The 26,999-nt window shown below is 47.1% G+C and carries 24 protein-coding genes and 1 pseudogene; 16 read left to right on the forward strand and 9 right to left on the reverse strand.

Annotated features, from left to right (window positions below; translation table 11 throughout):
- The first annotated feature begins 17 nt into the window (after positions 1 to 17).
- From CMO31_03610 to CMO31_03635, 6 genes are all read left to right on the forward strand, one after another.
- Positions 18 to 1,067: a mannose-1-phosphate guanylyltransferase gene (locus CMO31_03610; GenBank protein MAZ53086.1), complete on the forward strand. Its 1,050-nt coding sequence runs from the start codon at positions 18 to 20 to the stop codon at positions 1,065 to 1,067.
- A gap of 310 nt (positions 1,068 to 1,377) precedes the next feature.
- The gene (locus CMO31_03615) at positions 1,378 to 1,920 is read left to right on the forward strand and encodes a bifunctional pyr operon transcriptional regulator/uracil phosphoribosyltransferase (protein MAZ53087.1); all 543 of its coding nucleotides are present in this window, start codon (positions 1,378 to 1,380) and stop codon (positions 1,918 to 1,920) included.
- Positions 1,921 to 1,958: 38 nt separating this feature from the next.
- Positions 1,959 to 2,900 (forward strand): aspartate carbamoyltransferase, encoded by a 942-nt coding sequence (locus CMO31_03620; protein MAZ53088.1) that lies wholly within the window; start codon positions 1,959 to 1,961, stop codon positions 2,898 to 2,900.
- Positions 2,897 to 4,162, forward strand: a complete 1,266-nt coding sequence (locus tag CMO31_03625; protein MAZ53089.1) for a dihydroorotase — start codon at positions 2,897 to 2,899, stop codon at positions 4,160 to 4,162. The genes CMO31_03620 and CMO31_03625 overlap by 4 nt, the downstream gene beginning before the upstream one ends.
- Before the next feature lie 201 nt (positions 4,163 to 4,363).
- A complete protein-coding gene (locus CMO31_03630; GenBank protein ID MAZ53090.1) occupies positions 4,364 to 5,479 on the forward strand; it encodes an oxidoreductase in 1,116 nt (371 codons plus the stop codon).
- Entirely contained in the window at positions 5,470 to 6,249 is a 780-nt protein-coding gene (locus CMO31_03635; GenBank protein ID MAZ53091.1) for a xylose isomerase, read from the forward strand. Before CMO31_03630 ends, CMO31_03635 begins: the two co-directional genes overlap by 10 nt.
- A 1-nt stretch (position 6,250) precedes the next feature.
- Here CMO31_03635 and CMO31_03640 read toward each other — a convergent pair whose 3' ends face one another.
- From CMO31_03640 to CMO31_03655, 4 genes are all read right to left on the reverse strand, one after another.
- Entirely contained in the window at positions 6,251 to 6,826 is a 576-nt protein-coding gene (locus CMO31_03640; protein MAZ53092.1) for a hypothetical protein, read from the reverse strand.
- Positions 6,827 to 7,245: 419 nt separating this feature from the next.
- A complete protein-coding gene (locus tag CMO31_03645; protein ID MAZ53093.1) occupies positions 7,246 to 8,049 on the reverse strand; it encodes a hypothetical protein in 804 nt (267 codons plus the stop codon).
- Positions 8,050 to 8,107: 58 nt separating this feature from the next.
- The gene (locus tag CMO31_03650) at positions 8,108 to 8,701 is read right to left on the reverse strand and encodes a biotin transporter BioY (protein MAZ53094.1); all 594 of its coding nucleotides are present in this window, start codon (positions 8,699 to 8,701) and stop codon (positions 8,108 to 8,110) included.
- Positions 8,702 to 8,812: 111 nt separating this feature from the next.
- Positions 8,813 to 9,052, reverse strand: coding sequence for a hypothetical protein (locus CMO31_03655; protein ID MAZ53095.1), 240 nt, complete (start codon positions 9,050 to 9,052; stop codon positions 8,813 to 8,815).
- A gap of 2 nt (positions 9,053 to 9,054) precedes the next feature.
- Between CMO31_03655 and CMO31_03660 the strand changes: the two genes are divergently transcribed.
- On the forward strand, positions 9,055 to 10,956 hold the full coding sequence (locus CMO31_03660; GenBank protein ID MAZ53096.1) for a transketolase: 1,902 nt from the start codon (positions 9,055 to 9,057) through the stop codon (positions 10,954 to 10,956).
- 123 nt (positions 10,957 to 11,079) lie between these two features.
- Positions 11,080 to 12,810, forward strand: a complete 1,731-nt coding sequence (locus CMO31_03665) for a hypothetical protein (protein MAZ53097.1) — start codon at positions 11,080 to 11,082, stop codon at positions 12,808 to 12,810.
- A gap of 46 nt (positions 12,811 to 12,856) precedes the next feature.
- Here the strand turns inward: CMO31_03665 and CMO31_03670 are convergent, their stop codons facing one another.
- The 4 genes from CMO31_03670 to CMO31_03685 all read right to left on the reverse strand — a co-directional run bounded on the left by CMO31_03670 (position 12,857) and on the right by CMO31_03685 (position 16,161).
- Positions 12,857 to 13,468 (reverse strand): dephospho-CoA kinase, encoded by a 612-nt coding sequence (locus CMO31_03670; GenBank protein ID MAZ53098.1) that lies wholly within the window; start codon positions 13,466 to 13,468, stop codon positions 12,857 to 12,859.
- A gap of 283 nt (positions 13,469 to 13,751) precedes the next feature.
- The gene (locus CMO31_03675) at positions 13,752 to 14,927 is read right to left on the reverse strand and encodes a succinyldiaminopimelate aminotransferase (protein ID MAZ53099.1); all 1,176 of its coding nucleotides are present in this window, start codon (positions 14,925 to 14,927) and stop codon (positions 13,752 to 13,754) included.
- 308 nt (positions 14,928 to 15,235) lie between these two features.
- Complete coding sequence (locus CMO31_03680; protein ID MAZ53100.1) at positions 15,236 to 15,598, reverse strand: hypothetical protein; 363 nt, start codon at positions 15,596 to 15,598, stop codon at positions 15,236 to 15,238.
- A gap of 95 nt (positions 15,599 to 15,693) precedes the next feature.
- Positions 15,694 to 16,161, reverse strand: a complete 468-nt coding sequence (locus CMO31_03685; protein MAZ53101.1) for a 6,7-dimethyl-8-ribityllumazine synthase — start codon at positions 16,159 to 16,161, stop codon at positions 15,694 to 15,696.
- 212 nt (positions 16,162 to 16,373) lie between these two features.
- Here CMO31_03685 and CMO31_03690 point away from each other — a divergent pair, with 212 nt between their 5' ends.
- The 8 genes and pseudogenes from CMO31_03690 to CMO31_03725 all read left to right on the forward strand — a co-directional run bounded on the left by CMO31_03690 (position 16,374) and on the right by CMO31_03725 (position 25,616).
- Positions 16,374 to 17,486, forward strand: coding sequence for a hypothetical protein (locus CMO31_03690; GenBank protein MAZ53102.1), 1,113 nt, complete (start codon positions 16,374 to 16,376; stop codon positions 17,484 to 17,486).
- Between the two features lie 353 nt (positions 17,487 to 17,839).
- Positions 17,840 to 18,529, forward strand: a pseudogene (gene rpsB, locus CMO31_03695) (30S ribosomal protein S2).
- Between the two features lie 314 nt (positions 18,530 to 18,843).
- Positions 18,844 to 19,437, forward strand: a complete 594-nt coding sequence (gene tsf, locus CMO31_03700) for an elongation factor Ts (protein MAZ53103.1) — start codon at positions 18,844 to 18,846, stop codon at positions 19,435 to 19,437.
- Entirely contained in the window at positions 19,434 to 20,147 is a 714-nt protein-coding gene (locus tag CMO31_03705) for a UMP kinase (GenBank protein MAZ53104.1), read from the forward strand. Before tsf ends, CMO31_03705 begins: the two co-directional genes overlap by 4 nt.
- Before the next feature lie 102 nt (positions 20,148 to 20,249).
- Positions 20,250 to 20,804, forward strand: coding sequence for a ribosome recycling factor (locus CMO31_03710; protein ID MAZ53105.1), 555 nt, complete (start codon positions 20,250 to 20,252; stop codon positions 20,802 to 20,804).
- 45 nt (positions 20,805 to 20,849) lie between these two features.
- Entirely contained in the window at positions 20,850 to 21,746 is an 897-nt protein-coding gene (locus CMO31_03715) for a phosphatidate cytidylyltransferase (protein ID MAZ53106.1), read from the forward strand.
- A gap of 246 nt (positions 21,747 to 21,992) precedes the next feature.
- On the forward strand, positions 21,993 to 23,777 hold the full coding sequence (locus CMO31_03720; protein MAZ53107.1) for an ABC transporter: 1,785 nt from the start codon (positions 21,993 to 21,995) through the stop codon (positions 23,775 to 23,777).
- A 12-nt stretch (positions 23,778 to 23,789) separates the two neighbouring features.
- Positions 23,790 to 25,616: an ABC transporter gene (locus tag CMO31_03725; protein MAZ53108.1), complete on the forward strand. Its 1,827-nt coding sequence runs from the start codon at positions 23,790 to 23,792 to the stop codon at positions 25,614 to 25,616.
- 192 nt (positions 25,617 to 25,808) lie between these two features.
- On the opposite strand, the gene CMO31_03730 is transcribed toward CMO31_03725, so the two are convergent.
- Positions 25,809 to 26,936, reverse strand: coding sequence for an acyltransferase (locus CMO31_03730; protein MAZ53109.1), 1,128 nt, complete (start codon positions 26,934 to 26,936; stop codon positions 25,809 to 25,811).
- Positions 26,937 to 26,999: the final 63 nt, after the last annotated feature.

Genomic DNA, 26,999 nt, shown 5'->3' on the forward strand with positions numbered 1-26,999 from the left:
CTCATAGATCGTCTACAATGTCCAGCATGCGGAAATTTGTCGCGGTCATTCTAGCTGGCGGAAAAGGCCAACGCTTTTGGCCATTGTCAACCAGTGATAAACCCAAACAGTTTCTCGATTTAACCCAGTGCGGACGTACGCTAATTCAGGCCACTTTTGACCGGATCCTCTCCCTAACCGGTGGACCAGAAACGATTCTGGTTGCGACAGCTGGGGAGTATGAGGCCCTAGTCCGTGCACAACTTCCTGAATTACCGGAAAATAACCTTCTCATAGAACCTGTTAGCCGAGACTCAGCACCGGCAATCGCCTTAACCTCACTCGAACTTCGTCAGCGCTACGGGGATGTTACAACTGGCTTCTTTCCTTCTGACCACAGTATTGGCCAACCTAATAAGTTCAGAAGAACACTCCAAAATGCAATTAATTTATCTGAAAAAGAAAATTCTCTCATCACCATTGGTATAAACCCGACACGCCCAGCGACAGGCTATGGATACATCGAAAAGGGATTACCGTCGGGACCAGGCTTCAGAATAAAAGGGTTTTTTGAAAAACCTGATCTCAACGACGCTAAGACCTACCTCGCTACTAATCGCTACATTTGGAACTCCGGCATTTTCGTGTGGCCAGTGGATACAATACTCGAAGAACTTGACAGACATGCCCCAGAATTGATGACTCCCTTGAGACGAGCTTTCAAACAAAAACGTGTAGCTGAGATATTCCCCAATCTCAAAAAAATCAGTATTGACCACGCAGTTATGGAGCACACCAACAAAGCCTACGTCATTCCTAGTGAATTCGAGTGGGATGATATTGGTGACTGGCTAGCCCTGGAACGCCTATTTAAACAAAATGACCCGGAAGACAATACAGTTCTAGGTCGCCATATTGGATTTGAGACGTCTAGAAGCGTTATCTACTCAGAGAACCCTGATGACGTAATCGTTACCCTTGGCGTCAACGATCTTATCGTGATCAAACGAGGTAATGCTGTGCTGGTAATGAACAAAGAACATGAGCAGGATATTAAGGAAATCATAAACGACGCATTGGTTACATAACTACATAAGTCCTACAATAATTATGTAAGAGACACAAGTTGGTACAAAGCCTTAACTGCCATGGCAATGAAACCCACTAGTTTTGGTAAAATTCGCGGAATAAATTTAAAACCCATTGCAAGACACAAGCTAGCCCTGGTAGACTCGATTGTTCCTTTAACTCGGTCCAGTGAGGCCGGTAAGGGGGGGAAATGAGAACCACCACAAGAAAGTCTTATGTCGGGCCGGGTGATCCGGGTCCGGTCTTTTTTTGTCCTCATTCTAATAAAATGGGCAAAAGTAGCCTTTACATGCCTTTCATGGTGTCACCATGACTGACCGCAAAACGACTTTACTGAACTCCCAAGAGGTATCAAGAGCTCTAACGCGCATTGCTCATGAGATTACTGAACGAAATCGAGGTGCAGAACAACTTGCTTTAATTGGCGTACATACCCGTGGCGTGCCAATTGCTAAACGATTAGCAGGCCTGATAGAGAGATTCGAGGGCGTAATGCCTGAAGTCGGCGAACTCGACATAACCCTTTATCGTGATGACCTAACAGAAATTGCTCTCCAACCGATCGTAAAGAAGACAGATGTTCCCTTTAATATACAAGGCCTACGAATTGTGTTGTGCGACGACGTGTTATACACAGGCCGAACAGTTAGGGCTTCACTAGACGCCCTAATAGACCTGGGTAGACCAGCTGTAATCCAGCTAGCAGCACTAGTCGACCGAGGACACCGAGAACTTCCAATTCGGGCGGACTACGTAGGCAAAAACATACCTACTAGTAAACAGGAGATTATCAAGGTCAAACTATTAGAAATAGATGGTACCGACGGCGTAGAACTAATGGAGGTGCCGTAATGGAGACAGTGGCCATAGAAATTCCGGAACCAACCGAAATGCTTAACTCGATTACTCCTCGCCACTTACTCGACCTTAATGATTGGTCATTAGCTGACGTAGAGACTCTTTTCGAAACCTCTGATGTAATGGCACAAGTGATGGGACGCACTATCAAGAAGGTACCAGCTTTGCAGGGCTTCACAATAGGAACATTGTTTTTTGAAAACTCTACTAGGACGCGGATCTCCTTTGAACGTGCAGCTCGAGCACAGTCAGCCGACGTCGTTAGTTTCGCGTCGGGCAATTCGAGTATGAGCAAAGGAGAAAGCCTTAAAGACACTTTACGAACAATCGATGCCATGCAAGCAGATCTTTACGTAGTTAGACACCAGGTTGCAGGTGTACCTCACCAACTTACTCAATGGACTCAGGCATCGATAGTGAATGCTGGTGATGGACGTAGAGCCCACCCAACTCAGGCTCTTCTAGATGCGTATACCTTCAAAACACGTTACAAAGATTTTCAAGGGTTTCCCGGTATGAAACTTGCCATTGTGGGTGACATCGCCCACTCGCGGGTTGCCAGAAGTAACATAGCACTGTGGACTAAGCTAGGGGCAAGAATCGCATTGTGTGGACCTGCCACCTTGGTCCCACCAGAATTTGCTCAGCTCCCAGGAGTGACGCGCCATCATCGGCTCGAAGAAGCGTTAGAAGAAGCTAGCGCGGTAATGGCGCTCCGCCTCCAACACGAACGCATGACCTCGGGTCTGATGCCGTCAATAACCGAGTACGCAAGTCGCTACCAAATAACAGAGGACGCACTCAGGCTTGCCCATCCCAACGCATTAGTCTTCCATCCCGGTCCAATTAATCGGGATGTTGAGATCTCAGGTGGACTGGCTGATTCTGAACGAAGCGTAATCGAAGCCCAAGTCGCGAACGGGGTACCCATTCGCATGGCTGTCCTGTACACACTGCTTGTGGGCAAAAAATGAGTCGGGTTGTTGTCCGTAATGCACGCCTGGGAGAAGGTGATGAACCTCATGACTTATATTTCAAAGATGGTCTCATTGAAGGCCTAGATCTCGGTGGATCAACTGACGAATTCTTTGAAGCCGAAGGTAACCTTGCACTCCCAGCTTTTATTGATTTACACGCTCATTTACGAGAACCAGGTCAAGTTGTTAAGGAAGACCTGTCGACAGGCTTGGCAGCTGCTACAGCTGGAGGATATGGCACCGTCATTTCAATGGCAAACACAGAACCCCCTATAGACGAACCCGGGTTAGTGGCAGAACTAATTACCCGTTCAAAACGCCTGGGTAAAGCACGACTAAGGCCAGCTGCAAGTTTAAGTAAGGGGATGGCTGGCAACCAACTAACGGACTTTGCAGCTCTAAAGCAGGCAGGGGCAGTCATGATTACAGATGACGGCATACCTGTAGAAGATAGTCACCTGATGCGGCGAGCATGCGAATATGCTGCCGAATTAGACCTGGTCATTCAGACCCACTATGAAGACCCTAGCTTAAGGGGGGACGGTGTCATCAACGAGGGCGAAGTAAGTCAACGCCTTGGTCTCCCTGGTAACCCAATATCAGCTGAAGTAATAATGATTGCTCGTGACTGCGAAATTGCTCATTTCACTGGGGGACACGTCCACATTGCCCATGTAAGTAGCCGACGCGGAATGGAAGTCATTAGGGCTTATAAAGCAGAGGGGACTAAAGTAACAGCTGAAGTAACACCTCATCATCTAACGCTCACCGACAAAATTTCTGAGAACTTCAACCCAATTCACAAAGTCGCCCCTCCCCTTAGACGAGAAGAGGATGTGAAATACCTCCAGAATATATTGAACTCCGGAGAAGTCGACTGTATTGGTACGGATCATGCTCCACACACCCTGGCTGAGAAACAGCGTGATTTTTTAGAGGCACCCTTTGGCATTGCCAACATAGAAGTGGCTTTTCCCCTTCTATACACTAGATTAGTTACAACCGGCATTCTCAAATTAACGCAACTCGTACATCTCTTAACTACAGGCCCAGCCAAGGTGATGGGCTGGCCAAAACCTAATCTCCAACCTGGCTCACCAGCTGACGTCACCTTGGTAGATCTCGACAACAAACGAGCGGTGAAGCCTGAAGCCTTTAAAAGTCGAGCAAAATTTAGTCCATGGGATGGGGATAACTTAATGGGGTGGCCATTTATGACCTTTGTGAGGGGTCAACAGGCTTATTCCCGCGACACCTAAAGGCCCTAAACCAAACTTTTACCGAACGAGATGAGTCTTTCGTTACGGATACACCGTGTAGTAATAAATCCAGACAGCTGACCTATACCTCGCCATGGACCCCACTACTCGGCCAATCATCATATTATGGTGAATATCGGGAGGAATCATGCCTAACAACACAACATCCGAGGAACACTATGCTACATACAAGGACCCGCGATGATTGATTCCAGTCGAGTCGGGCTTGTAGGAGCTGGTGTCATAAGCACTACCTATCTTGAGGCACAAGAGACTTTCCCGGAACTTAACTTCTGTGCAATAGCCGATATCGACACTGACAGGTCCGAGGAAAAGGCTAAAGAATTCGGGATCGAGTCGCTTACTGTGGATGCGCTCCTGACTAATCCCGATATTGATTTGATCCTCAATCTGACTATTCCAGCGGCACACAGCGAGGTCAGTCTTGCAGCGCTGAAAGAAGGCAAGGGTGTTTATAGTGAGAAACCGTTATCAATCAATGCCAATGACGGACGGCAACTCTTGGAACATTCTCTCTCCCTGAACCTACCGCTAGGATGTGCGCCTGACACCTTCTTAGGAGCCGGTCTTCAAACATGTAGGTCAGTAATAGACCAGGGACGCATAGGCCAACCGCTCGGTGCAACCGCCTTCATGATGAGCCCCGGCCCAGAGAGCTGGCATGCCACTCCTCATTTCTTTTACCAACCAGGTGCTGGTCCATTATTCGACATGGGACCGTACTACCTCACTGCCCTTGTACACTTGCTAGGCCCTGTAGAACACGTGAGCGCTATAACCGGGACCGGTTTCGAGGAACGAATTGCAGGTACTGGGGAAGTGGTCCCTGTAAACACCCCTACACATGTTTCAGTTAACCTCAAACACGTAAGTGGAGCTATTAGTACCCTGATAACGAGCTTTGATGTACAAGCGTCCATCCTTCCCCGTATAGAAATTTATGGTACCGACGCGACCTTGGCTGTGCCGGATCCGAACACGTTTGGGGGCCCTGTAAGAATTCACCATGGCCGGAAAACAGCAAATCCTAATGCTACAGCTCCAACAGATACAATTGAAGACCTTGTTCTCACTCACTATTACAAGGACCAGTCTCGTGGACTTGGTCTGGCTGAGATGATTCGTGCGCATGCAGCTGGTAAAACCCCACGAGCCAGCGGTGAACTCTCCTTTCATGTTCTAGAGATTATGGAGCTCTCACTAGAATCGGCTAAAGCCGGTACCGTTATGAGAACCACAACGACCCCTTCTAGGCCGGAAGCCCTTCTGCCTGGACCTTTAGCAGAATCGTTTTAATTGTGCTCAAAACCGCTCTTCAGCTTTATACCGTCCGTAACCTACCTAATGGCCCAGAAACACATTTTGCTTGTGCAGCCGAAGCAGGTTACACGGGAGTAGAACTGCTCGGTGACCATGGCCTGGAAAGCGAAGCGATGAGTGAGCTTCTAGAAAAATATGGCCTCGAACCTACATCAAGCCACGTGGCTCTTGACGAACTTGAAAGTAATACCGATAGGGTGGTTGGGTTTCACAGGGAGATAGGAACGAAGTTATTGGTGGTCCCATTCTTACCGGTTGAACTAAGGGGTAATGACACTGCGAGCTGGCAAATGATTGGGAGGCGCCTAGGTTTGCTTGGAAAAACCTGCAGAGAAGCAGGCCTAAATCTCGGTTATCACAACCACGATTTTGAGATGGTTAGCGTAGGAGGAGCAACAGGACTGGATATCATCCTTAGTGCAGCTGCAAGCGAAGATTTATTTCTGGAACTTGATATTGCGTGGGCTGTCCGTGGTAACAGGGACCCCCTGGAATTGCTTGACCGTTACCGGGGCCGCTGCCCACGCGTACATGTTAAGGACTTAAACCCGGACCGGCCTGAAGAACAGGGCTGGGCTGATGTTGGTGATGGAATCCTTGACTGGGACATTCTACTGCCAGCTACAGTAGAGGCAGGAACTGAATGGTTAGTCGTTGAGCATGACAGTCCTTTAGACCCGGTCCGAACAGCTAACCGTAGCCAAGCTTTCCTTGTATCTAAGGGTTTTGGTCAGAACCTTATTTAAATTAGAAGTCTCTGCGTAACAACAGCTTAGGCAGATCCTCAACCAATCGCGTAACGTGTTCCTGGTTGTAGAAGTATCGTAATCGCCTCCTGGAATCCAGTATCGCGATTGCGTCAGTATGGTTAAATTGGTCGCTTACGGTCTTCTGATACCCAATAAAGAAAGTTCTAGCTGCTCGAGCTATCTCGGTATTGGAACCTCCCAATCCAATAAATTCAGGATGGAAACTAGAGACGTATCTTTGGATAACCTCAGGCGTGTCGTGAGCCGGGTCAATAGTAATCATGACCACCTGTATATCCTCAGTCTTACCGAAGTCGTCGTAGGCCTTAACCAACTTCGCGAGGGTTAATGGGCATATGTCTGGACACTGGGTGTAACCAAAAAATACTAACAACAACGAAGCCTCGAAGTCTGCCAGAGTTACTGTGCCTCGATCAACGTGCCGGAGTAAGAGTGTATTCAGATCAGGGGGGTTCTGCACCTCGGTACCGTACAGTTCGTTTCCCCTTCCAAGCATGTGTCCTAGGCTCAAAGCCACCACCCCAGCAGCTATCAGTCCAATGGCGCCTAGCATGTATATCCAGGTACTCTTCACAGGGAAATTATAGGTTGATTTTGAGAAATAGTCGGTTCTCCTTTAAATCGAATAGAACAATTGAACCGCCACTCTAAGCCAATTTATGTTTGGTGCAACCGAGGCAGTATCATAGAAGACTAGAATTAATTTTAACTATCACATAAACTGTAATTACCACGGAAAGGAGGTGGTCCTAATTCATAAATGTCAACAGACCAGTGGAGGTACCCGCCGAGGGTAACTACAGCACGCCTCTCGATTGAGTTAGAGCCTAAGGTTCCCTCAATATAGGCGGGTAACCACAACCCCCCCCTCGACTGATTAAGGGGGGGTTCTTTTTTGATTTTAATGATTACATCACCTTACCCATTGCACTAAGCAGTTACTGATTCTGATTCGCTTTTTTCAAATCGTAATCACTTTGAGTAACTAGTACTAATAAATAGTCCTGCCTGATTCGCTAATGTTGCTAGTCGATCTCCGTCTTGCGTTACTCTTAGGTAGTCACGAGCGTTCTGTGGAAGATCCAGAATGTATCGTTCTAATCTGTCGGTGACGGTACTGTCTGTTTGCGAACGTTCTACCCAATCTCGGTAACCCTTCTCTCGAAAAAACCGCTCGATATGTGTAACTTCTAAACAGGCTTCCGCAAACCAGTTCACCCAACGCCTTACGGTATAGGCCTTTACGTGACTGGGGTCGCGCTTCTTTTCAATATAGTTCAAAATGCGATTAAGTTCGGAATCCTCAGGACTCACAATATCTACAACAACGAGTATGCCTCCGGGGGCTAACACCCTAGCAGCCTCACTTACAAAGGCCTTGGGATCAGCAAAGTGGTGGGGGGCGATACGACACGTAATTACGTCAAAGCTATCTTGTTTGAAAGGGAGGTTCTCAGCGGCTGCCAACTGGAAATCAATTTTAGCGGTTACTTCTTTAGAGATGAAAGAACTTGCGGCGTCCAGCATCTCTGGGGTGATGTCAGAAGCAACAACATTGGCTCCTGCCCTAGAAAAAGCCAGGGCAGTATGTCCTCCCCCGGTGGCAACATCTAATACCCGTTTTTTGTGCAGGCCGCCTTCGAATTGTTCGGAAGCTAGACGCACCATAGCCTCTAGATCATCACTTTTAGCATGATGTACGCTCGTTACATAATCAGTTGCTGTTTTACCAAATTGTACCTGGGACTTCTCCCTAATCGAGTCAGAAGAATCCATTATTCCCCTTAACTACCGTGCTTATCGGGACGTGATGGGACCATCCTGTCCAATCGGTTTAAGACTTCCTGGGCTGCCCAACTAAACGCCAAACGTCCGGAAAAAGGCCAGCAGCAGCAATTAGTTTGATGAGATCACCAGCAATGAACGGGGTTAAACCCCAAGCCAGGGTTGTGGGCCAGCTACCATCTGGTGCAAATCGATTAAGCCATAAAAGACCCGGTACGTATATCAGTAGGTTTCCGATAAACATAGCTAAAGCGGTTAAGAAGAAGAAGCGATGCCAACCACGCTGCATGAGGTATCCAATGACCGCAGCTGCAATGGGGAAACCAATGAGATAGCCGCCTGTAGCTCCGGCGAAAGTAGCCCAGCCCGCTGCGCCGCCTGAGAACACCCCAAGGCCAAGACCACCAACGATAAGGTAGGCAGTAGCCGTAAGGGTGCCTAGGGAAAAGCCATAACTAGCCCCAATGAGCAGGATTCCAAGAGTTTGACCAGTTATAGGCACAGGCCCAATATCGAAACGGACCTGGGCTAAGAGGGCTAGAAAAACTACTCCTGCAATCACTTGTACCGTGGTACGTATGAGCCCGTTCTGGATCGGCACGAGACGGTGAACCAGCGGTGTAGATAGAGATTTAATCGCCATTCTTACCTCCAAAAGGCAATGATATTGAGGGCAGTATACCTACACAGATTACCCAACACCCGGCGAGACTAACCAATCCCTCGGCGAACTAAGTCATCCAAACCATGGATTCTAACGATTAACGGCAGTAAAACTAAGATCAGGTGCAACAGGATTGGTAAAGGAACGCCTTGCTACAAGCGCGTAAAACCAAAGAAAGACGTTTTCCCTGACCTCGGAAATGAAATTTAGGGGTCCAGACAGGACATCCCTGGATCCGAACCATCTGCGGATGACCAAGAAACGCGGTAGAATGTCGGCTGTTCGGCATATCTCGATTGATATTCTGAAACCAAGCCCGAAGGAGTCCACATATGGCTTTCCCTATCGATACTAGCGCCTACCGCCCCCTGACACTATCAACTGGCAATTCGAGTTTGAATGAGGAAGAAAAGTTGCAGTGGGAAACAAATATCGGGTTAGTGCGCGACGTAATAGTGTTCTTTACTGCGGTAGCCGGGGCCCGCGGGCTATCTGGTCATACTGGGGGCGCCTACGATATCGTACCTGAGGCGCTATTGGCTGACGGCTTCATTCGAGGTGGTGGTGTTTACCCGATCCTGTTCGACGAAGCAGGTCACCGAGTTGCTCTTCAGTATGCAATGGCTGCCTTCCAAGGAACACTTCCATTCTCAGAACTATTACACTATCGTGAAGAGGGTCATGGGCTACACGGCCACCCTGAAATCGAGCGTGACCTCGGTGTGTTATTCGCTTCGGGTAGGCTCGGCCACATGTGGCCCCATGTCAATGGTGTTGCAATTGCCAACCCGGATGCTTCTGTACTCATGTTCGGTAGTGATGGATCACAAATGGAGGGAAACGACGCTGAGGCAGCCCGAATGGCTGTAGCTCAAGGCCTCAAAGTAAAACTAATGATCGATGACAATAACGTCACGATTGCGGGCCACCCAAAAGAGTATTTACCTGGCTTTGACGTAACCTCCACTTTAGAAGGTCACGGCCTGACGGTTGATAGTGGACCAGGCGAGGACCTCGACTCTCTCTACAAGCGCTTCTGTAGAGCTCTGGTAACTGAAGGCCCAGTAGCTCTAGTGAATGTTAGACCGATGGCGCCCGGACTTCCTGAAATCGAGGGTAGTACTGCTGGGCACGATGTGATTGGTACCTCAGCTGCGATCGAGCACCTTGAGGTTCGTGGTCATACCGAAGCAGTAGAGTATCTTAAGTCAGTACCGAAACACGATCCCCCCTCGCGAATCTATCGTGGGAGTAGCGAAGAAGTGGGATCTAATCGTAAAACCTTCGGCGTAGTCTTGTCTGATTTACTTGATGACCTTTCCTTAGACGAACGTTTGGCTAAAATACGGGTTATTGACAGCGATTTGGAAGGCTCAACGGGACTTAATACTATTCATCAGAGGCATCCAGAGGTTTATATCAGCAGTGGCATTATGGAACGGACTAACTTTTCTGCGGCGGCTGGCTTTGGCTCTGAAAAAGGTCAAGTAGGTGTGTTCTCCACGTTCTCGGCTTTCCTGGAAATGATAGTTTCCGAGATCACCATGGCTCGCCTTAATGAGGCGAACGTCCTAAGCCATTTTTCGCACGCAGGTATCGATCTTATCGCTGACAATACTTGTCACTTTGGGGTTAATCTTTTCTTCGCTGATAACGGATTTTCAGACCAGTCACCCACGCCACTCTATTTCCCTGCCGATCCTCACCAACTCCGAGCAATAGTGAAGAAGGTGTTGTGGGACGAAGGGCTCCGCTTCATATTCAGTACACGTTCTGAGGTTCCCTATATTGAGGAAGAAAATGGTAGTCATCTATTCGACGAAAAGGGTGGCTACACTTTTCAACCCGGCGTAGATGAAGTAGTTCGTGAAGGTAGTGCTGGCTGGGTAGTTAGTTTTGGGGAAATGCTTTACCGCTCTTTGGATGCTGTCGAGACCTTACGTGCAGAGGGCATTGATGTTGGCCTGATTAATAAACCAACACTAAATTCGATTGATGAGCCGACCTTGGCTAAGTTAGGCTCGTCTCCTTTTGTCCTCGTCGTTGAAGGCCTAAGTGTCCGCACGGGACTCGGGATCCGCTTCGGAACCTGGCTTTTGGAGCGGGGGTATAGTCCGCGCTACGCTCACATGGGAGTGAATTCTACAGGCCACGGTGGTACCTGGGACCAAATCCCGAGTCAAGGCCTTGCACCAGAAAGTATCGCTGCCCGAGTAAAGGAATTAGTCGGTTAAAAATCTACGGATTTGAAGCGTCACCTGTGCCAAATTTTATTTTGGTGTTGTTCAACGTCTTGTTCAAACGACTACTTCCATGAGATCGGCTCTGACAATCTACCCATATAGATGGAGATTAAAGTGTTCTGGAAACTCCTTAGCCTAATCACGTTACTTTCGCCACTTTGTTTAGGGACTGCACAAAAACTGAGTCATCTACTTTCATCGGATTCATTTTTTGTGCTCGGTGCTGAAAATCTTCAAGACCACAACTCAAAACTTAAAGTCTTCATTGACGAGTTTCAAAGTCAGGACGTCCTTTCAGCATTAAAAGTTCTATTTCCTGACGCGACCAAAGCCTTACCTATTAATCCCAATAACCTCATCCCGCAGGACTATTCTGATCTGACGTTACTAGACCTGATAGGCCAAGAAACATGGATCGGCTTGTCTGCTAGCTCATTTAATCCACTTCCAGCAATAACCTTCTTAAGTCGGACTAGTCCAACCGGCACAGAAATATTAAAACAACAAATAGCGGAAGCATCTTCTACCCAAGGCACTACGAGGCTAATTGAGGGTAATTTTGTTTTTTACAAGACCAAGGTGGAAACAAATTCCTTCCCTGATACGGTTGTTTATGCCCAGGTAGATGACATAATTTTGATAGGCACAAATCCGGAAAATATACGTGGGGCACTCCGAAGGTTAGCTGGCAACGAAGAGCCGTCCCTTATGACCACTGATAGTTACAAAAACACCTTAGGTCGTTTAGGAAATGGTCATTTTTATGGATATATTAATCTACCAGCTGTGGCTAAGCTAGGAACACGGTTTGGTTCAGGTTTCGGAATGGATCACCTAGTAAAACGTATCACAGGAGTAATTAACACGAGCGGCGTATTTGCCAGCGTCCTTAGAATTACCCCCGACGGCCTACATACTGTCGGAGCACAAGCCCTGAACCCTACCGCTGGTGACACTGAACTTTTGCGTTTACTATCTGATCCAACGCCGGTTCCTCGTGAAGCAATACCCTATATACCTGAAACTGCTATTGGGGTGTCTCTCAGGCACGTTAATCTTACGGGCTGGTGGAATTGGCTACACAATCTAGCTGCTAACACCCCAGATATTGGTGTCGATCTGGACGCTATGCTGTTTATGCTACTAGGTTTAGACTTGAGGACAGACCTTCTAGAATGGGCTGGGCCTCAAATAGCAACCGTTACCTTACCTACTGAAGAAGTCATTGAACCGGAAGCAACTGATCTGGACCTATTAGGGGAAACCGTCTATTTAGTTGAAACTTCCAGCCAAAAAGCAGCCCAAATAGGCCTAAAGAGCACTTTCGTTTCCCTGGCAAATGCGGTCGCAACTTTCGCTGATCCTTCTGGCGGGGATGGTAATCCCATTACAACTAATCGCGAAGTGGGTAACATCCAAGTCACCAGCATGACAGCGTTTCCTGGTGCAACAATTAGTTTCGCAATCGCAGGAGATTTCGCGGTGATTTCTACTAATCCTAATAATTTGGACGCTGTGATAGAAGCTTTTGCAAAACACAACTCCTCTATTCGACCCGAATTTGTAAACCTGATAGCAGAAGTCCCAAACAACGTCCAAAGCATCAATGTAATCGATACGGGTGCAATGTTAGAACTTATCTCTGGTGAAGTACCTAATCAATTAAAACTACTGTCAGGATTGGGCGGTGCCGATAACTTGGATTTTGATGCTGTAACGATAGCCACGAAAACAATCGGGGATTATCTGGATTTTCTAAGCAATCACATTGGAACCAACGTTACATTTAGTCAGGTCAAAGAAAATATCATTCTTACTTTTGGCAAGAACGAGATTAGTTGGTAGTCCCTTGGACTAACTTAATAGTCCTACGACTCCTGACTACTTAGGTTTACTTATCGCGAGCTAAAGTTATAAGTTCCTGCCACAACCAGTTAACCTTGGTAACCAGATCTTCGTAACTACCGCAATTTTTAACTACGTAATCAGCTCTTTTAACCTTTTCCTGCAGAGGCATTTGAGTCGCATCACGAATCTGCACCTCAGCTCTTTCTAATCTCCCGCTAGCTTGTACACGAGTGGCTCGCAATCCAAGGGGAGCAGCAACAACAATCACCGCGTCGAATTCAACCTCTACTCCAGTTTCAAAAAGTAGTGGAATGTCGTGGATTATCAGTTCCGGTGGTTCTGGACCCTCAAGCAGTTCATTAATCATCAACGTCCGCACCCTCCGAACCCAAGGGTGAATGATAGAATTAAGGAGTTTCCGTGCTGGTTCGTTTTGAAATATTTTCTCTGCTGTACGCCTGCGATTTAGTTTACCTAAAGCCACTAGGCCAGGACCGAGCTGCTGCTCTATCTGGATCAAAACAGACGAATCTTGGGTAGCTAATCGTGCTAGCTTATCAGCCTGGATCACCGCAGCACCGTGCGTTTCTAAGAGATCTGCAACAGTGGTTTTACCCGACCCGATGTTACCAGTAAGGCCAATTTGAAGGCTCACTGTTTCACTTTAGGCTAAAATAGCCTCAAGGGGTAGCAATTCGCCCCTTCTCAGCAGGCATAATCAGCGTGTCAGTAAGATATTCATAAAATTAAGCAAGCTTCCTCGCAACAGAATGGCCAGATAAAAAAATGATGGCGAGTCACATAAACCCTTTCGCATCCTGGTCACCCCCTACAACATGATTTAGGTCAATATGACGGTTTCTCAGAGATTTCAAAAAACCTAGTGGAAAAACAAAAAGATATGCAGTTAATAAAACTCTATGCTTGCAAGGTCTGGGTTAAGCAGTGAAGGTTTTAATTTTTTCTACAGCACGAATGAGTGTTTTCGGTTCACGTACAAGGGCAAATCTCACGAATCCTTCTCCCTGCTCTCCGAATCCTCTACCCGGAGCAAGGCACACCCCGGTCTCTTCAGCAAGCTGTACTGTAAATGAGAACGAGTCGTCATATCCATCAGGAATTCGTGACCAAACATACATTGTTGCTCTTGGAAGGGGCAAATCCCACCCTAGATGATTCAAGTGTGTTACCAAAGCGTCACGCCTATCTTGGAAAATCGATGCATCGTGCCTCAATTTCTTTCGAGGCTGTTTGAGAGCCACAACAGCTGCTCTCTGAATTCCCAAGTACTGATTAAAATCGATTGAACCCTTAACCCGCGCTAGAGCCGATATGACGTCAACGTTGCCTATTGCCCAACCGATGCGAAAACCGCCCATGTGGAAACTCTTACTGCACGAGAATAGTTCGACACCGACCTCTAATCCTCCTGGCAGAGCTAAAATCGAGGGTGCCTCATAGTCGCCGTACACCATATCGATGTACGGAAAATCATGGATCAACAAAATCTCGTTATCACAGCAAAAGGCTATAGCTTCACGCAAGAATCCCTCTTCCGCAACAGCAGCGGTAGGATTATTTGGGTAATTAAGCACCATGGCTCGTGACCGAATCGCTATATCAGAGGGTATGGCAGATAGGTCAGGCAAAAATCTATTATGGGCCTCGAGAGGAAGCAGAGAGACTCGTAGACCCGCCACCGCGGCGGCTCCGAAATACGATGGGTAACCTGGATCAGGAAGCAAAATGGTATCACCAGGATCTGTAGTAGCTAGTAACAAGTTCGCAAGGCCTTCCTGGGACCCAATAAGAGTCAAAACGTTGTATTCTGGATCAACCTGGAATCCGTAACGACCCGCATACCAAGCGCTAGCAGCTTCCCTCAACTCACTAGTGCCGGCATGGAGACAGTAACCATTGGCTGAAGGATCAGTCGTAGCTACCCTAAGAGCTTCCAAAGCACCTAAGGGCGGAATCAGATCTGACGAACCAATCGACAGGTCGATTACTTCATTCCCGCGACGTTGCGCCTCTTTTTTAGCACGCTCCATCGTCTCGAACATATTAACTGGCATTGCTTCAACTCGACGGGAAGCCCAACGGTTACGAGTCATGTTGTTGAGTCTACCTCACTCCTCAAACGACGAGTTACACTACCCTCAGACTATTTTATGATGCTGACTAGATTCAAACACTTACGGTATATTTAAGCCCAAAAATTTTGTCCGAACAGAACAAGAATTGTTAACGATAAGGTGTTTGCTAGGCCATTTTTAAAGCCATTATCGTAACTTATTCTTTCACGATTCCATTAAGACTGGAGTTTATTTAGGCATGCCGATTACGGAAATATCTAATAAAAACCCTCTGCACAATTCCAAAGAGACATAGATCTTCAGACGACTAAAATGCTATGCCGACTTTAGCCTGTTTCCGCCCGACCCAACAATGCCAATACTGGCCCATCGTCGGTACGACGGCCCTCACACCCCACTATATCTTTGCAAGCTGAAAGGTACCGGAAGCGCCTGCCACCTGAGCCAGGAACTTCAGAGCGTAAGAATTGCAGAAAATCCCTCCCACCAGTTCGATGACAAAGATCACAGCACAGCTTATTATTGGGATTTCCAGAGGAAAGAACGGGCGCCAAGCTATGGGCCTCATGACCATTAGCATCAAAAATAACAAGCCTGCCATCCTGGTCACCAACGATTCGGTAGCTATTGGTTGCGCCTAAGGATTTGGGGACCAACTCTGCGGGAGTAGCTGGAAAGAACTCCAACACTATTTCCCTCGCTGTGTAAGTCTGGTTGTCATCTCTACTCACTTGACGACGGATTATATCAGGATAAGACAAGCATAATACTTGTTTATTTTTCTTTAACTCCGAATCTTATCGAGCAAGGTAGCCATCTCTAACGCACTCATAGCTGCCTCAGCACCCTTGTTCCCAGCTTTTGTTCCAGCCCGTTCAACCGCCTGTTCAATCGTATCGGTAGTAATTACCCCAAAAATCACCGGGACGCCAGTATCAATACTGGCTCGGGAAACCCCACTAGACACAATCCCACAAACGTGTTCGTAATGATCAGTAGCGCCACGAATAACCGCTCCTAACGTGATTATCGCCTGATAACGATCGCTCTGCGCTAAAGAACGGGCCACAAGAGGAATCTCTACCGCGCCAGGTACCCAGGCTATGTCTATATCGTCGGTGGCTACGCCGTGAAGACGCAAGGTATCTTGTGCCCCCTTTAGAAGCCGCCGAGTTATGAAATCATTGAAGCGGCTCACTATTAGGGCCAGACGTAACCCCTTACCCTGATAGTTTCCTTCGAAAGTTGTCATAGAACCGTTATATCAGGCCAGAACCCACTATGCACCCCTAGTGATTGCAAACTCCTGGCCGCCTCAAACCGATAAATATGAGGGAACTGCTAAATAACTAAAACAAAAACACACGTCCCTCTCACAGTTACTGGTAATGATAGGCTTGCTCGTACAGAGCTTATGGCCGTTGACCTTAGGGTCAACGATCCACCGCGCCGCCGGAGGATACTTTGAACACTGCAATTCGATATCTAACGCTCACCTTAATAGCAATATTTTGGATTCCGTTTGTCTGTGCCCAAGAGACCACTACCAATTTAGAGACATTGGTGAGCGATGGTAATCTTTACTTACAACAGGGCGACTGTCAGGTAGCACAGTATTTCTTTCAAGAAGCCTTAAAGTTAGATCAGAGCCTGCCTGAAGGGTTAATCGGTCGGGGCCGATCACTTGCTTGTCAGGGTAATTACCAATTGGCAGCTGAAGATTTTAGGCAGGCCATAGAGGGAAATCCAGATATCGTTTCTGCCTATGTCCAGTTGTCACTGGTATATGTTAACCAATTTGTAGCTGACTCAATAAGATTCCCAAATCGTCTCAGAGACGCCCTAACCGTAATCGAGAAAGCTGAGGGTTTTGCACCGAAGAGCGCTCAAGTTCTCAACACTAAAGGCGTGGTGCTATATCAGCTAGGTAACCTCGCCATTGCCCACAGCACCTTGTTGGAGGCAGCTGAAAGAGCTACTAACCCAAACTCCGGACTAAAAAAGTCGGAGCAATCTCGAGTGCTCGTTAACTTGGCACGCACATATCGTGATAAGAATAATCTTGACTTAGCCGTATCCACTCTACGGCGGGCTATTGTTTTCGACCCCACTAACGCTACAGCTCGTAACACACTAGGTAACGTCTATTATCGAATCCAACCACGTAATTGTCGTGAGGCGCAATACGAACTTGCTCAGGCAGTTGCCCTTGCACCCAACTCCCTTTCAGCAATCTCCCAACTAGGGATTGTCACTTTTGAATGTGGAAGTATCAATACCTCTGTACACCACTTAGAAGCAGCTGTAGCTATGGACAGTTCAGTCTTAACACCACCACTCTATACGTATCTCGCCCGGGCTTATTTGGCGCAAGGAAACTTTGCGGAAGCTATTAAACGCGCCCAACAGGGTGCCTTACTTCCGCCCGCCAGTGCTGAAGCTTATTATTACCTCGGAATAATTTACAGTTCTCGTGGCGAAAGTGATGACAGCGCTGCAGCTAAAAGGGCTTTCGAAAAAGCCCTAGAGATCGATCCCGAGTATAGGGAAGCCCAAGACGCTTTGGGGACCCTTTAAAAATACGTTAAGCAGCCAGGGATCCAAATCGACAATGAGGACGCTGATTTGTTAGAACAGCATATTTAATTGCCTAATCAGGAAAAATTTGATCTTTCCAGCACAATTTTATCTCTTGGGAAGCAACTAGCTTAAGGCGAATATATCCCGGGCTTCCCACAAACGGCTTCCGTCTGCTATTATCCTGGTGCTTGGAGAAGTATGGCAGCGGGATGTCCATGCTTTTAAACCAACACCGGGGCTAGGATTGAAGAACTTAATCGGCAAGTCTTTACGACAACCGTTAATGCTTTCGTTCAACTCCTGTCCGATACCCCACTAGATTCCCAACGTCCCGCCTTGGAGGAAGTTTTATGTCATACCTTGGAATGAAACAACTGTTGGAGGCCGGCGTCCACTTCGGTCACGAAACAAAGCGCTGGAATCCGAAGATGAAACGTTATATTTTCGCTGAGCGTAACGGTATTTTCATTATCGATCTACAAAAAACACTGGTTGAGAGCGAAAAAGCCCTTGACTACCTCCGGGATACTGCTGGTAGGGGCGGAACCATACTTTTTGTCGGCACAAAGAAGCAAGCACAGGAGATCCTCCTTGCTGAAGCCCGGCGCTGCGGAATGCCATATGTTAATGAACGCTGGTTGGGAGGATTACTAACTAATTTCAAAACTATCGGAACTCGCGTTGACCGCTTAAAAGATCTTGAGGCTATGTTCGAAGACGAGTCAGCACTCAAATATAGTAAAAAGGAACAAATCGAACTAGGCAAAGAGTTACGCCGCTTACGCAGATATCTTGGTGGCATACGGGATATGAATCGCCTACCTGACGTGCTGTTTGTGGTTGACCCGACTAAGGAAAAGATAGCGGTAAGAGAAGCAAACAAACTGGGGATTCCTGTCGTTGCACTTGCTGACACCGACTCAGACCCAGATGTGCTGGACCACATTATTCCTGGTAACGATGATGCAATTAGATCGATCCAGCTAGTAACTGCAAGACTGGCTGACCTCATTGTCGAAATACGTGGCGGAGTTGACGTTCCTGTGGAACTCCCATCAGACCAACTGAACACTGAGGACCGCCCAACTTTACCCACCCCTCTTTCTTCTCCCGAATTAACTATCCAAGCAGCTGCCCAACTGGCACAAGAAGAGAGCACAACAGATACAACTACACCTGATGTTTCGAGCGAAGAGCAATCTGAGCTAGGAATAGCGTCAGAAGTAACTCCTGACGCTGAAAAGGATGACGAAGTTGACTCGACCTTAAGCGTAGAACAAACCGATGACACTGTCGAGGAAGAATCTGCTAAAGAGGCCTGAATCGCGACCTCATTATTAAGAAAGGAAGAACAATGGCTGTATCTATGCAAGATATCAAACAGCTTCGGGCTATTACCGGAGCAGGAATCTTAGACGTAAAAAATGCCCTTGAGGAGACTGATGGGGATGTAGATCGGGCAGCCCAATTGCTCCGGGAGCGGGGAATAGCTGGGGCGTCAAAGAAAGCTGGCCGGACTGCCTCTGAGGGATTTGTCGGTAGCTACGTGCATCACAATGGCAAGATTGCTACCTTGGTTGAACTTAATAGCGAAACAGATTTCGTTTCTCGAAACGAGGTTTTTCAAGAACTTGCCAAAAACCTTGCCATTCACGTTGCGATGGCAAACCCAAGTTATTTACAACGTGAAGATATACCACAAGACACCGAAAATTCTGAGCGTGAAACGCTCCGCAACCAGGCACTAGAAGAGGGAAAGCCGGAAAGTGTAATCGATAAAATAGTTGAAGGTAGGCTCGGGAAATTTTACGAAGAAATTGTTTTCCTGGAGCAGCCCTACGTTAAAGATGACAAGAAAACTGTCGAACAGTTGGTCAAAGAAGCAGTTGCTACCCTAGGGGAGAACATTCAGATCGGTAGTTTCTGCCGAATTTCAATAGGAGAATGACCTTAAAACGAGTTTTACTCAAGATTTCAGGTGAGTTTCTTGCCGGAGAAAAAGGCTTCGGCCTTGATCTTGAAGCCACACAAGTCATCTCTAAGGAAATTGCAACTGCACATGGATCGGGTGTCCAGTTAGCGGTTGTCGTGGGCGGAGGCAACTTCTGGCGAGGGGCTCAACATGGTGGCAGCATGGATCCAGCAACCGCTGATTACGTTGGTATGCTTGCTACAGTCATGAACGCAGTAGCTCTTCAGGACACACTAGAACAGAACTTTATTCAAACCCGGGTTCAGTCAGCAATTAGCATGCAAGAGCTCGCTGAACCTTATATCCGCCGTCGTGCCCTGAGGCACCTTGAAAAGGATCGAATTGTTATCTTTGCAGGTGGAACTGGCAACCCGTTCTTCACAACTGACACAGCAGCAACACTTCGTGCACTGGAAATCGATGCTGACATGGTATTGATGGCTAAGAATAAAGTTGATGGGGTCTACAGTGAAGACCCACATCAAAATCCTGATGCCATTCTTTACAAACAACTAACCTACCTAGAAGTTCTGAATCAAGATCTTCGAGTAATGGACGCGACAGCTATTAGTTTATGTATGGGTCGTGATCTGCCTATTACCGTCTTTGATATTTTTGTCGAGGGTAATCTCGAACGACTCCTTGCAGGTGACCAAATTGGAACTCGGATTAGTAATCAGAGTTAGCAAACGAATGCCTTTCAAAGACCAAAGGACGTTTGAAGGGGTACACTAAGAAACCAACGTACTAACCCACCGTTAGTTAATCAACCAACGGGGAGGATAGAAATGGAAAGCGTTCTAACCGAAACTAACGAACGAATGCAAAAGTCTCTTGACGCATTTGATTCTAACATCGCCACGATCCGTACCGGCCGAGCAAATCCCGATGTCCTCAGTCGAATAGGGGTTAGCTATTATGGAACTAACACCCCCCTCAACCAACTGGCCACCGTGTCCAGCCCCGACCCCCGAACTTTGCTGATCACACCATTTGACAAGAGTGTCATTCAGGACATCGAAAAAGCTGTACAGGAGAGTGATCTGGGATTCAACCCAAGTAATCAAGGTGAGGCAATCTACATTACCGTCCCTGCCCTTAACGATGATCGCAGACGTGAATTAGTTAGAACGGCAAAAAATATGGCTGAAGAGGCGAAGGTTGCCATCCGTAACATACGACGGGACTCAAACGTTGAACTAAAGGAACTACATGCAGAGAATCTCCTCACTGAAGATGACGTACGTCTAGGCGAAACTGAAATCCAGAAACTAACCAACCAGTTCACGAGTGACATTGACGAACACCTGAACCGAAAAGAAAACGACATCATGGAGGTCTGATCCTCCACCACCTCATCTGTTTATAGGGGAGAAACAGCCGTATAGATGCGAGTTCCCGCAGCTACTCCACCTGACCGAATATCACCCAATGCCTTTGGGCGAGACCGGATACTATTCGGATTAGCTGCGTTCTTAATTGCCCTCCTAGCGATTTGGGTTGGATTCCCTCTACTTGCACCTATTTACCTATTGCTTTCCTGTGTAGGGCTATACGAGTACAGCCGTTTACTCAAACTCCGTGGTATCTCAATACAACTTCGTAGCCTTTGGTTAGTTACTGCCCTAACAGTTCCAGCGTCACTCCCAGCACAAATTTTAGGCGGTCATTCACCAATCGAAGGCCTAAGTTGGCGCATTTTGCTCCTAATCTTATTCGTCATTTACGTCATTATTCTCAAGCTCATCAATCCAAAAAAATATTCCCTTAGTAATGTCGTCGCGACTGTTCTTGGTTATGTATACATTCCCTGGTTATTTTCCTTCGTCATCACCCTCCGCTACTATCCGGACAATATTTTGGGCTTATGGTCACTAGCGATTCCAATACTGGCCGTAATTGGCGCTGATACAGGAGGCCTCTTTTTCGGTGCCCTCTTTGGGCGGCGAAAGTTAATCCCAAGAATCAGCCCGAAAAAGACCATAGAAGGCGCCCTTGGAGGACTTGTACTAGCTACTATCGGAGTAGTTTGTATTCTTGCCCTATTACATAAGGTGAGTGGCCCTGATATCGGGTGGGGTGATGGCATAGCACTAGGACTCTTAGCTGCAACTGGTGCCCAAATAGGTGATCTTATAGAATCCCTGTTTAAGCGGTGGGTAGGAGTAAAAGATGCCGGTGTTCTACTTCCTGGCCATGGTGGAGTTCTTGATCGGATCGATAGCGTCATAGTAGCAATGCCTACCGCTTACTTATTCTTGGCTCTATTCATCGTCGTTAAGTAAGCACTGCACTAAACCTGCCACACCTTAGCGAACAGGATTTCCCGGTATATTTCAGCGACGAAGCGCTGAGTGATCCAAAAACGAGCTGTTATTTCTGGCAATTTCTGTAAATGGTAACCAAAGTTTTAGACCGCAACATACGTTGCAAGAGCAACGATTTATGTAGGAACCACACTATCTTGGTAGTCCTTCGGGTAAACTCTATCCAGTACCCCGGGTCCTTGAGGAGATATCTTGTCCATCCCCATTACTGTACGTAATACTCAACCCAACCGGGAGTTTAGAGTCGACGGTGAGTACACCTATGACCGATCAAGTCCTGTGCGATGGGTTATCTCGCACCTATTACGTTATAAGTCTTTTTTGTTGGGCTTCCTCGTCAGTGTGGTTTTGCTCAATATCTTTAACAGCGCCATCCCACGTCTTGCGGGGGTAGCCTTTGACCAAGTGATCGGAAACGACCTAAACGTACGCAGATTACTCTCAATCTCTCTATTCATTCTAGGCATAGTCCTGTTACGTGGGATAGTTGACCTAGCGGGCGCCTTTGCAACACAATTCCTTGCCCAGCGGCTGGAAAGAGACGCTCGCGAAGAACTCTACACTAGCCTGCTTGGAAAAAGCCAAACTTTCCATAACAGGCAACGTGTTGGTGACATAATGGCACGCGCTGCAAACGATGTACGCCAACTGAATCCCATGATCAATCCAGGCATAGGTCTAATCGCCGAGTCGATGATTGGGATCGTCACACCATTAATCTTTATTGGATTTCTCAACCTCGAACTACTTATCGCACCAATTATCTTCTTTGTCACATTTATCTTTGCATTGCGTTCCTACATTAGACAGCTAGGTCCTGTTTCAGGAGCTATGAGATATCAATTCGGGATGATGAACGCTGGACTTAACGAAACTATTGTGGGCATTGAAGTTGTAAAAGCTACCGCCCAAGAAGCTCTTGAGAGACAGAAGTTTAACCGGAATGCAAGTCTCTATAAAGATCACTTTGTCAAGCAGGGACAGGTACAAGCGCGTTATCTTCCCATCCTATTATTCTGGATTGCATTCTCGCTGGGTTTCGCCCACGGCCTGTGGCTACTTTATCAGGGAAGCTTATCTGTCGGAGAACTTGTTGCTTACATGGGCCTCATGGGCGTATTGCGCTTTCCGATCTTCATCTCAATTTTCACTTTTTCCTTAGTCCAGCTTGGTGTTGCTGGAGCAAAGCGCATCCTAACGCTAATCGATGAGGAAACTGAACTAGACGAGAACTCTGGTGGCCATACAGGTCCTATTCGTGGTGAGGTGGAGTTCAATAATGTAAATTTCGGGTTTGGCGACAAAGGTGGTGGCGAAATATTAAGCAATTTGTCGTTCCGAATCGAGCCCGGTGAGACTGTAGCTATTGTCGGTCAAACTGGATCAGGAAAGAGCACATTAACGCGACTTGTTAACCGTATTTATGATGTCAGCGACGGTAGCCTCCAGATTGATAAACGCGACGTCCGCGATTGGAACCTGGAATCTTTACGCTCACAAATATCGGTAATCGAGCAGGATATATTCCTATTCTCCAGGTCTATCGCCGAAAACATTGGTTTCGGGCTCGGCCAGGAGGTTACTATCGAGCAAATCAAGCAAGCTGCTCGATCGGCGCAGGCACACGAGTTCATCTCGAACTTTCAGGATGGTTATGACACGATTATTGGGGAGCGTGGAGCTACTCTCTCAGGTGGCCAACGTCAACGCCTAGCTATCGCCCGTGCATTACTTACCAACCCACGCATTCTTGTCTTAGACGACTCTACTAGCGCAATAGACAGTGCAACGGAGGACGAGATACAAATAGCAATCAATCGTGTCTTACAAGGTCGCACGACCTTCATTATCACTCATCGACTATCCCAAATCCGTAAAGCCGATACTATCTTGGTAATGCATCAAGGAAAAATCGTGGCACAAGGTAATCATGGGCAACTCCTTAGTACTTCCGACATCTATCAACGCATTTTTGCGAGTCGGGAATAGGGGGAGCAAGTAATGGGTTTCATCATGAAGGGCGTCGATGCGGAAAAGTACGACCGTACCTACAGCGATGGGCAACTGGTAAGACGGATACTGAGCTACTTTAGACCCTTTTGGGGGATCATGATTTTCGTGGCCCTTATGGTTGTACTGGACGCTGGAATGAGTGCTTCTCTTCCTGTTCTGATTGGTCGCGGAATTGATAGTCTCATTGACTCATCGCTGGGAGGGAGGCCGGATCTTAGTAAAGTAATTTTGATAGTGGGAGCCTTCCTGGTTGCGGGCGTACTGGCCTGGACTTTTAACTTTTTCCGCCAGTGGTTCACCGCCCGTACTGTTGGCTCTGTCGTCTTGAACCTCCGCGAGGATGCTTTCGACGCAGTAATGACCCGAGACCTTTCTTTCTACGATGAGTTTCCGACAGGCAGTATCGTCAGTCGTGTGACTTCAGACACTCAAGAATTCGCTAATGTGGTGACGCTCACGCTTAACCTCATTAGCCAACTATTGTTGGTTCTTATTGTGGCAATAATTTTGTTTACCATCAACGTTCGCCTTGCCCTCCTTGCATTAGCCATAACGCCATTGATAGTTGCAGCTGCTTTGGCTTTCCGACACATTGCGAGGCACACCTCTCAGCAGGCAAGACGGGTCTTAGCTGAGGTGAACACCAAGGTGCAAGAGTCGGTAGCTGGTATTTCCGTTGCTAAAACCTTCCGCCAAGAGAACACCATCTTTGAAGAGTTCCGTGAGGTTAACAAACGCTCTTACGACCTTAACTTGCGACAGGGCCTCGTATTCAGTTCGATCTTCCCTATTCTTGGAGCAATAGCTGGGGTGGGGGGCGCAGTAGTTATCTATGCCGGCGGGCTGAATGTGAGTACCGGATCAGTATCTCCTGGGGAGTGGTTTCTTTTTGTAGAGAGCATTAACCTGTTCTGGTTCCCACTAACTAGTATTGCTTCGTTCTGGAGTCAGTTCCAGCTCGGACTATCTGCTAGCGAGCGCGTCTTTGCTTTAATCGATGCTGAACCTTTAGTCTCCCAGACAGACAATCGGCGTCTCGATCATGTAGCGGGGCACATAAAGTTTGAAGATGTTGTTTTTCGATATAACGAGCAAGAACAAGTTTTTGATGGTTTTGACTTGACCATTGATGAGAATGAGACCCTTGCTTTAGTAGGTCACACTGGAGCGGGGAAATCAAGCATTGGGAAACTTATCGCTCGATATTATGAGTTTCAGGGGGGTCGAATTCTAATTGACAATCAAGATATCAGATCCTTTGACCTCGGGTCCTACCGTCGTAATCTTGGCCTCGTTCAACAATCACCATTTCTGTTTGCAGGCACCGTGGGCGATAACATCCGTTACGGTAACCCTGAAGCCTCGGACGAGGAGGTAACAGCAGTAGCTAATAGTATTGGTGGTGGTGATTGGATCGATGCTCTCCAGAACGGCCTAGATACCCCGGTGGGTGAAGAAGGAAAAGGTATTTCAATGGGTCAAAGACAACTGGTTTCCCTTGCCAGAGTACTGCTAAAAGATCCTTCTATCGTGATTCTTGACGAGGCCACAGCGAGCGTCGATCCCTTCACTGAAGCCCAAATCCAGGAGGGTCTTGATATCGTGCTGCGGACTCGCACAGCTATTGTGATTGCTCACCGTCTTTCAACTATTCAGGCCGCCGACCGGATTATCGTATTAAGACAGGGAGAGATCATCGAAATCGGCAACCATGACCAGTTGCTTGCCCGTAATGGTCACTACGCGGAACTTTACAATACGTACTATCGGCATCAAGCCCGAGACTACAATCCGCAGATCAAACCAACCCAGTAATTATTGGATACGCAACAAGGACTTTCGATAACCTAGACAAGAAACCTCCAACTGAGAACCATGGTTGACCTTTCAAACACAACCCCTTGTTGTATTTGCTTTGGCTATCGTCACAACCTAACTAATGCTGGATCGCATAACCAAAAGTTCTAAAGAAACTAGTTTGGTACTTAACTTGTTTGCTAGGAGTTGCTATAGGTTACTTGGTCGCTTAGGATTCATTCCAAATAGAGGACGGAGGAACCCGACCCTACGCAGGAGTTCAAACGAAGCAAAACACCCACCAAAGGTCAAAATTATAACCACTAGAAACCCAAGCGCCACCGGAATTTCAGTCTGAAGAACACAAAAGGCTGCCAAGTAGAGGAAAACCATATGGACTATGTAGAACGGATACGCAGCTTGACTTAGGTAAGCTAGTGCAGGGCTAGATCGATTCAGGTAACGATATCCAAAAGCAAGCACAGCTAGAATCCACATCATCGATTCAACTGCCCTCAGTATGTCAGGCATCCCGTCAAAATGGAAAACTAACCAACGAATTAAGAATAACGTTACACCAACACTTAGGCTCGTGTACCTATGCCCTTCAAGGTTTCGCCAGAACACCTTTCCTAATGCCATCAATAAAAACCCCAAAAAGAAGGCTAAAAAACCCAACAGCAAGCCATGAAAGGCTTCTAATCCGAGTATCCTGTTACCAAAATATGGTGGCAAATAATAAGCAAAATTCTCTGGCTTGATTAATAAGACCTCCAGCACAAACGGCAAAACAAACACATAAACCCCGCCCGGTAAAGACAAGAGGAGGCGCAATGATACGAAAAGAACATTGTTTGGATGCCGCTTCAAAAAAAAGAATATTGGGGTTAACAACAAGACATATAAAAAAATGTTGCCGAGGAACCACAAGTGGCCAGGGTTGGGAATATATTGAAAACCTTCACCATAGAATTTTAAGAAAATTAGTACGTGGAGGGGAATAATCGTGAAAAAACCAAAAATAAGTGGTAGTAGGATTCGTCTAGATCGTTCCACCCATAATTGCCACCAACTTCTACGCCTAATTGCAAAAAAAACACCCATACCAGAAACCATGAATAGGAGGGGAATCCTCCAAACATTAAGCAACTCCGTAAATGGCCAGATAGCTTCTAAAGGCTCTTTGCTAACTGGGAACCCAATAAAGGCAGCCCAAGGTTGAAAAACAATCACAATGTGGTAAACCAAAAGAAGGCCTATGGCGATGACCCTAAGCCAGTCAATATCGTAACGGCGGCCTTCCCCTAACCCATCAAAAGACTCTTCAACGCTCACCATAAACCAACTTTAACCTCTAAAGTCGTCCTTTAATTTGACTGCACTCGGTCGCAACCCGGTAGC

The organism is Trueperaceae bacterium (genome assembly GCA_002707365.1).
Classification (GTDB): domain Bacteria; phylum Deinococcota; class Deinococci; order Deinococcales; family Trueperaceae; genus UBA6957.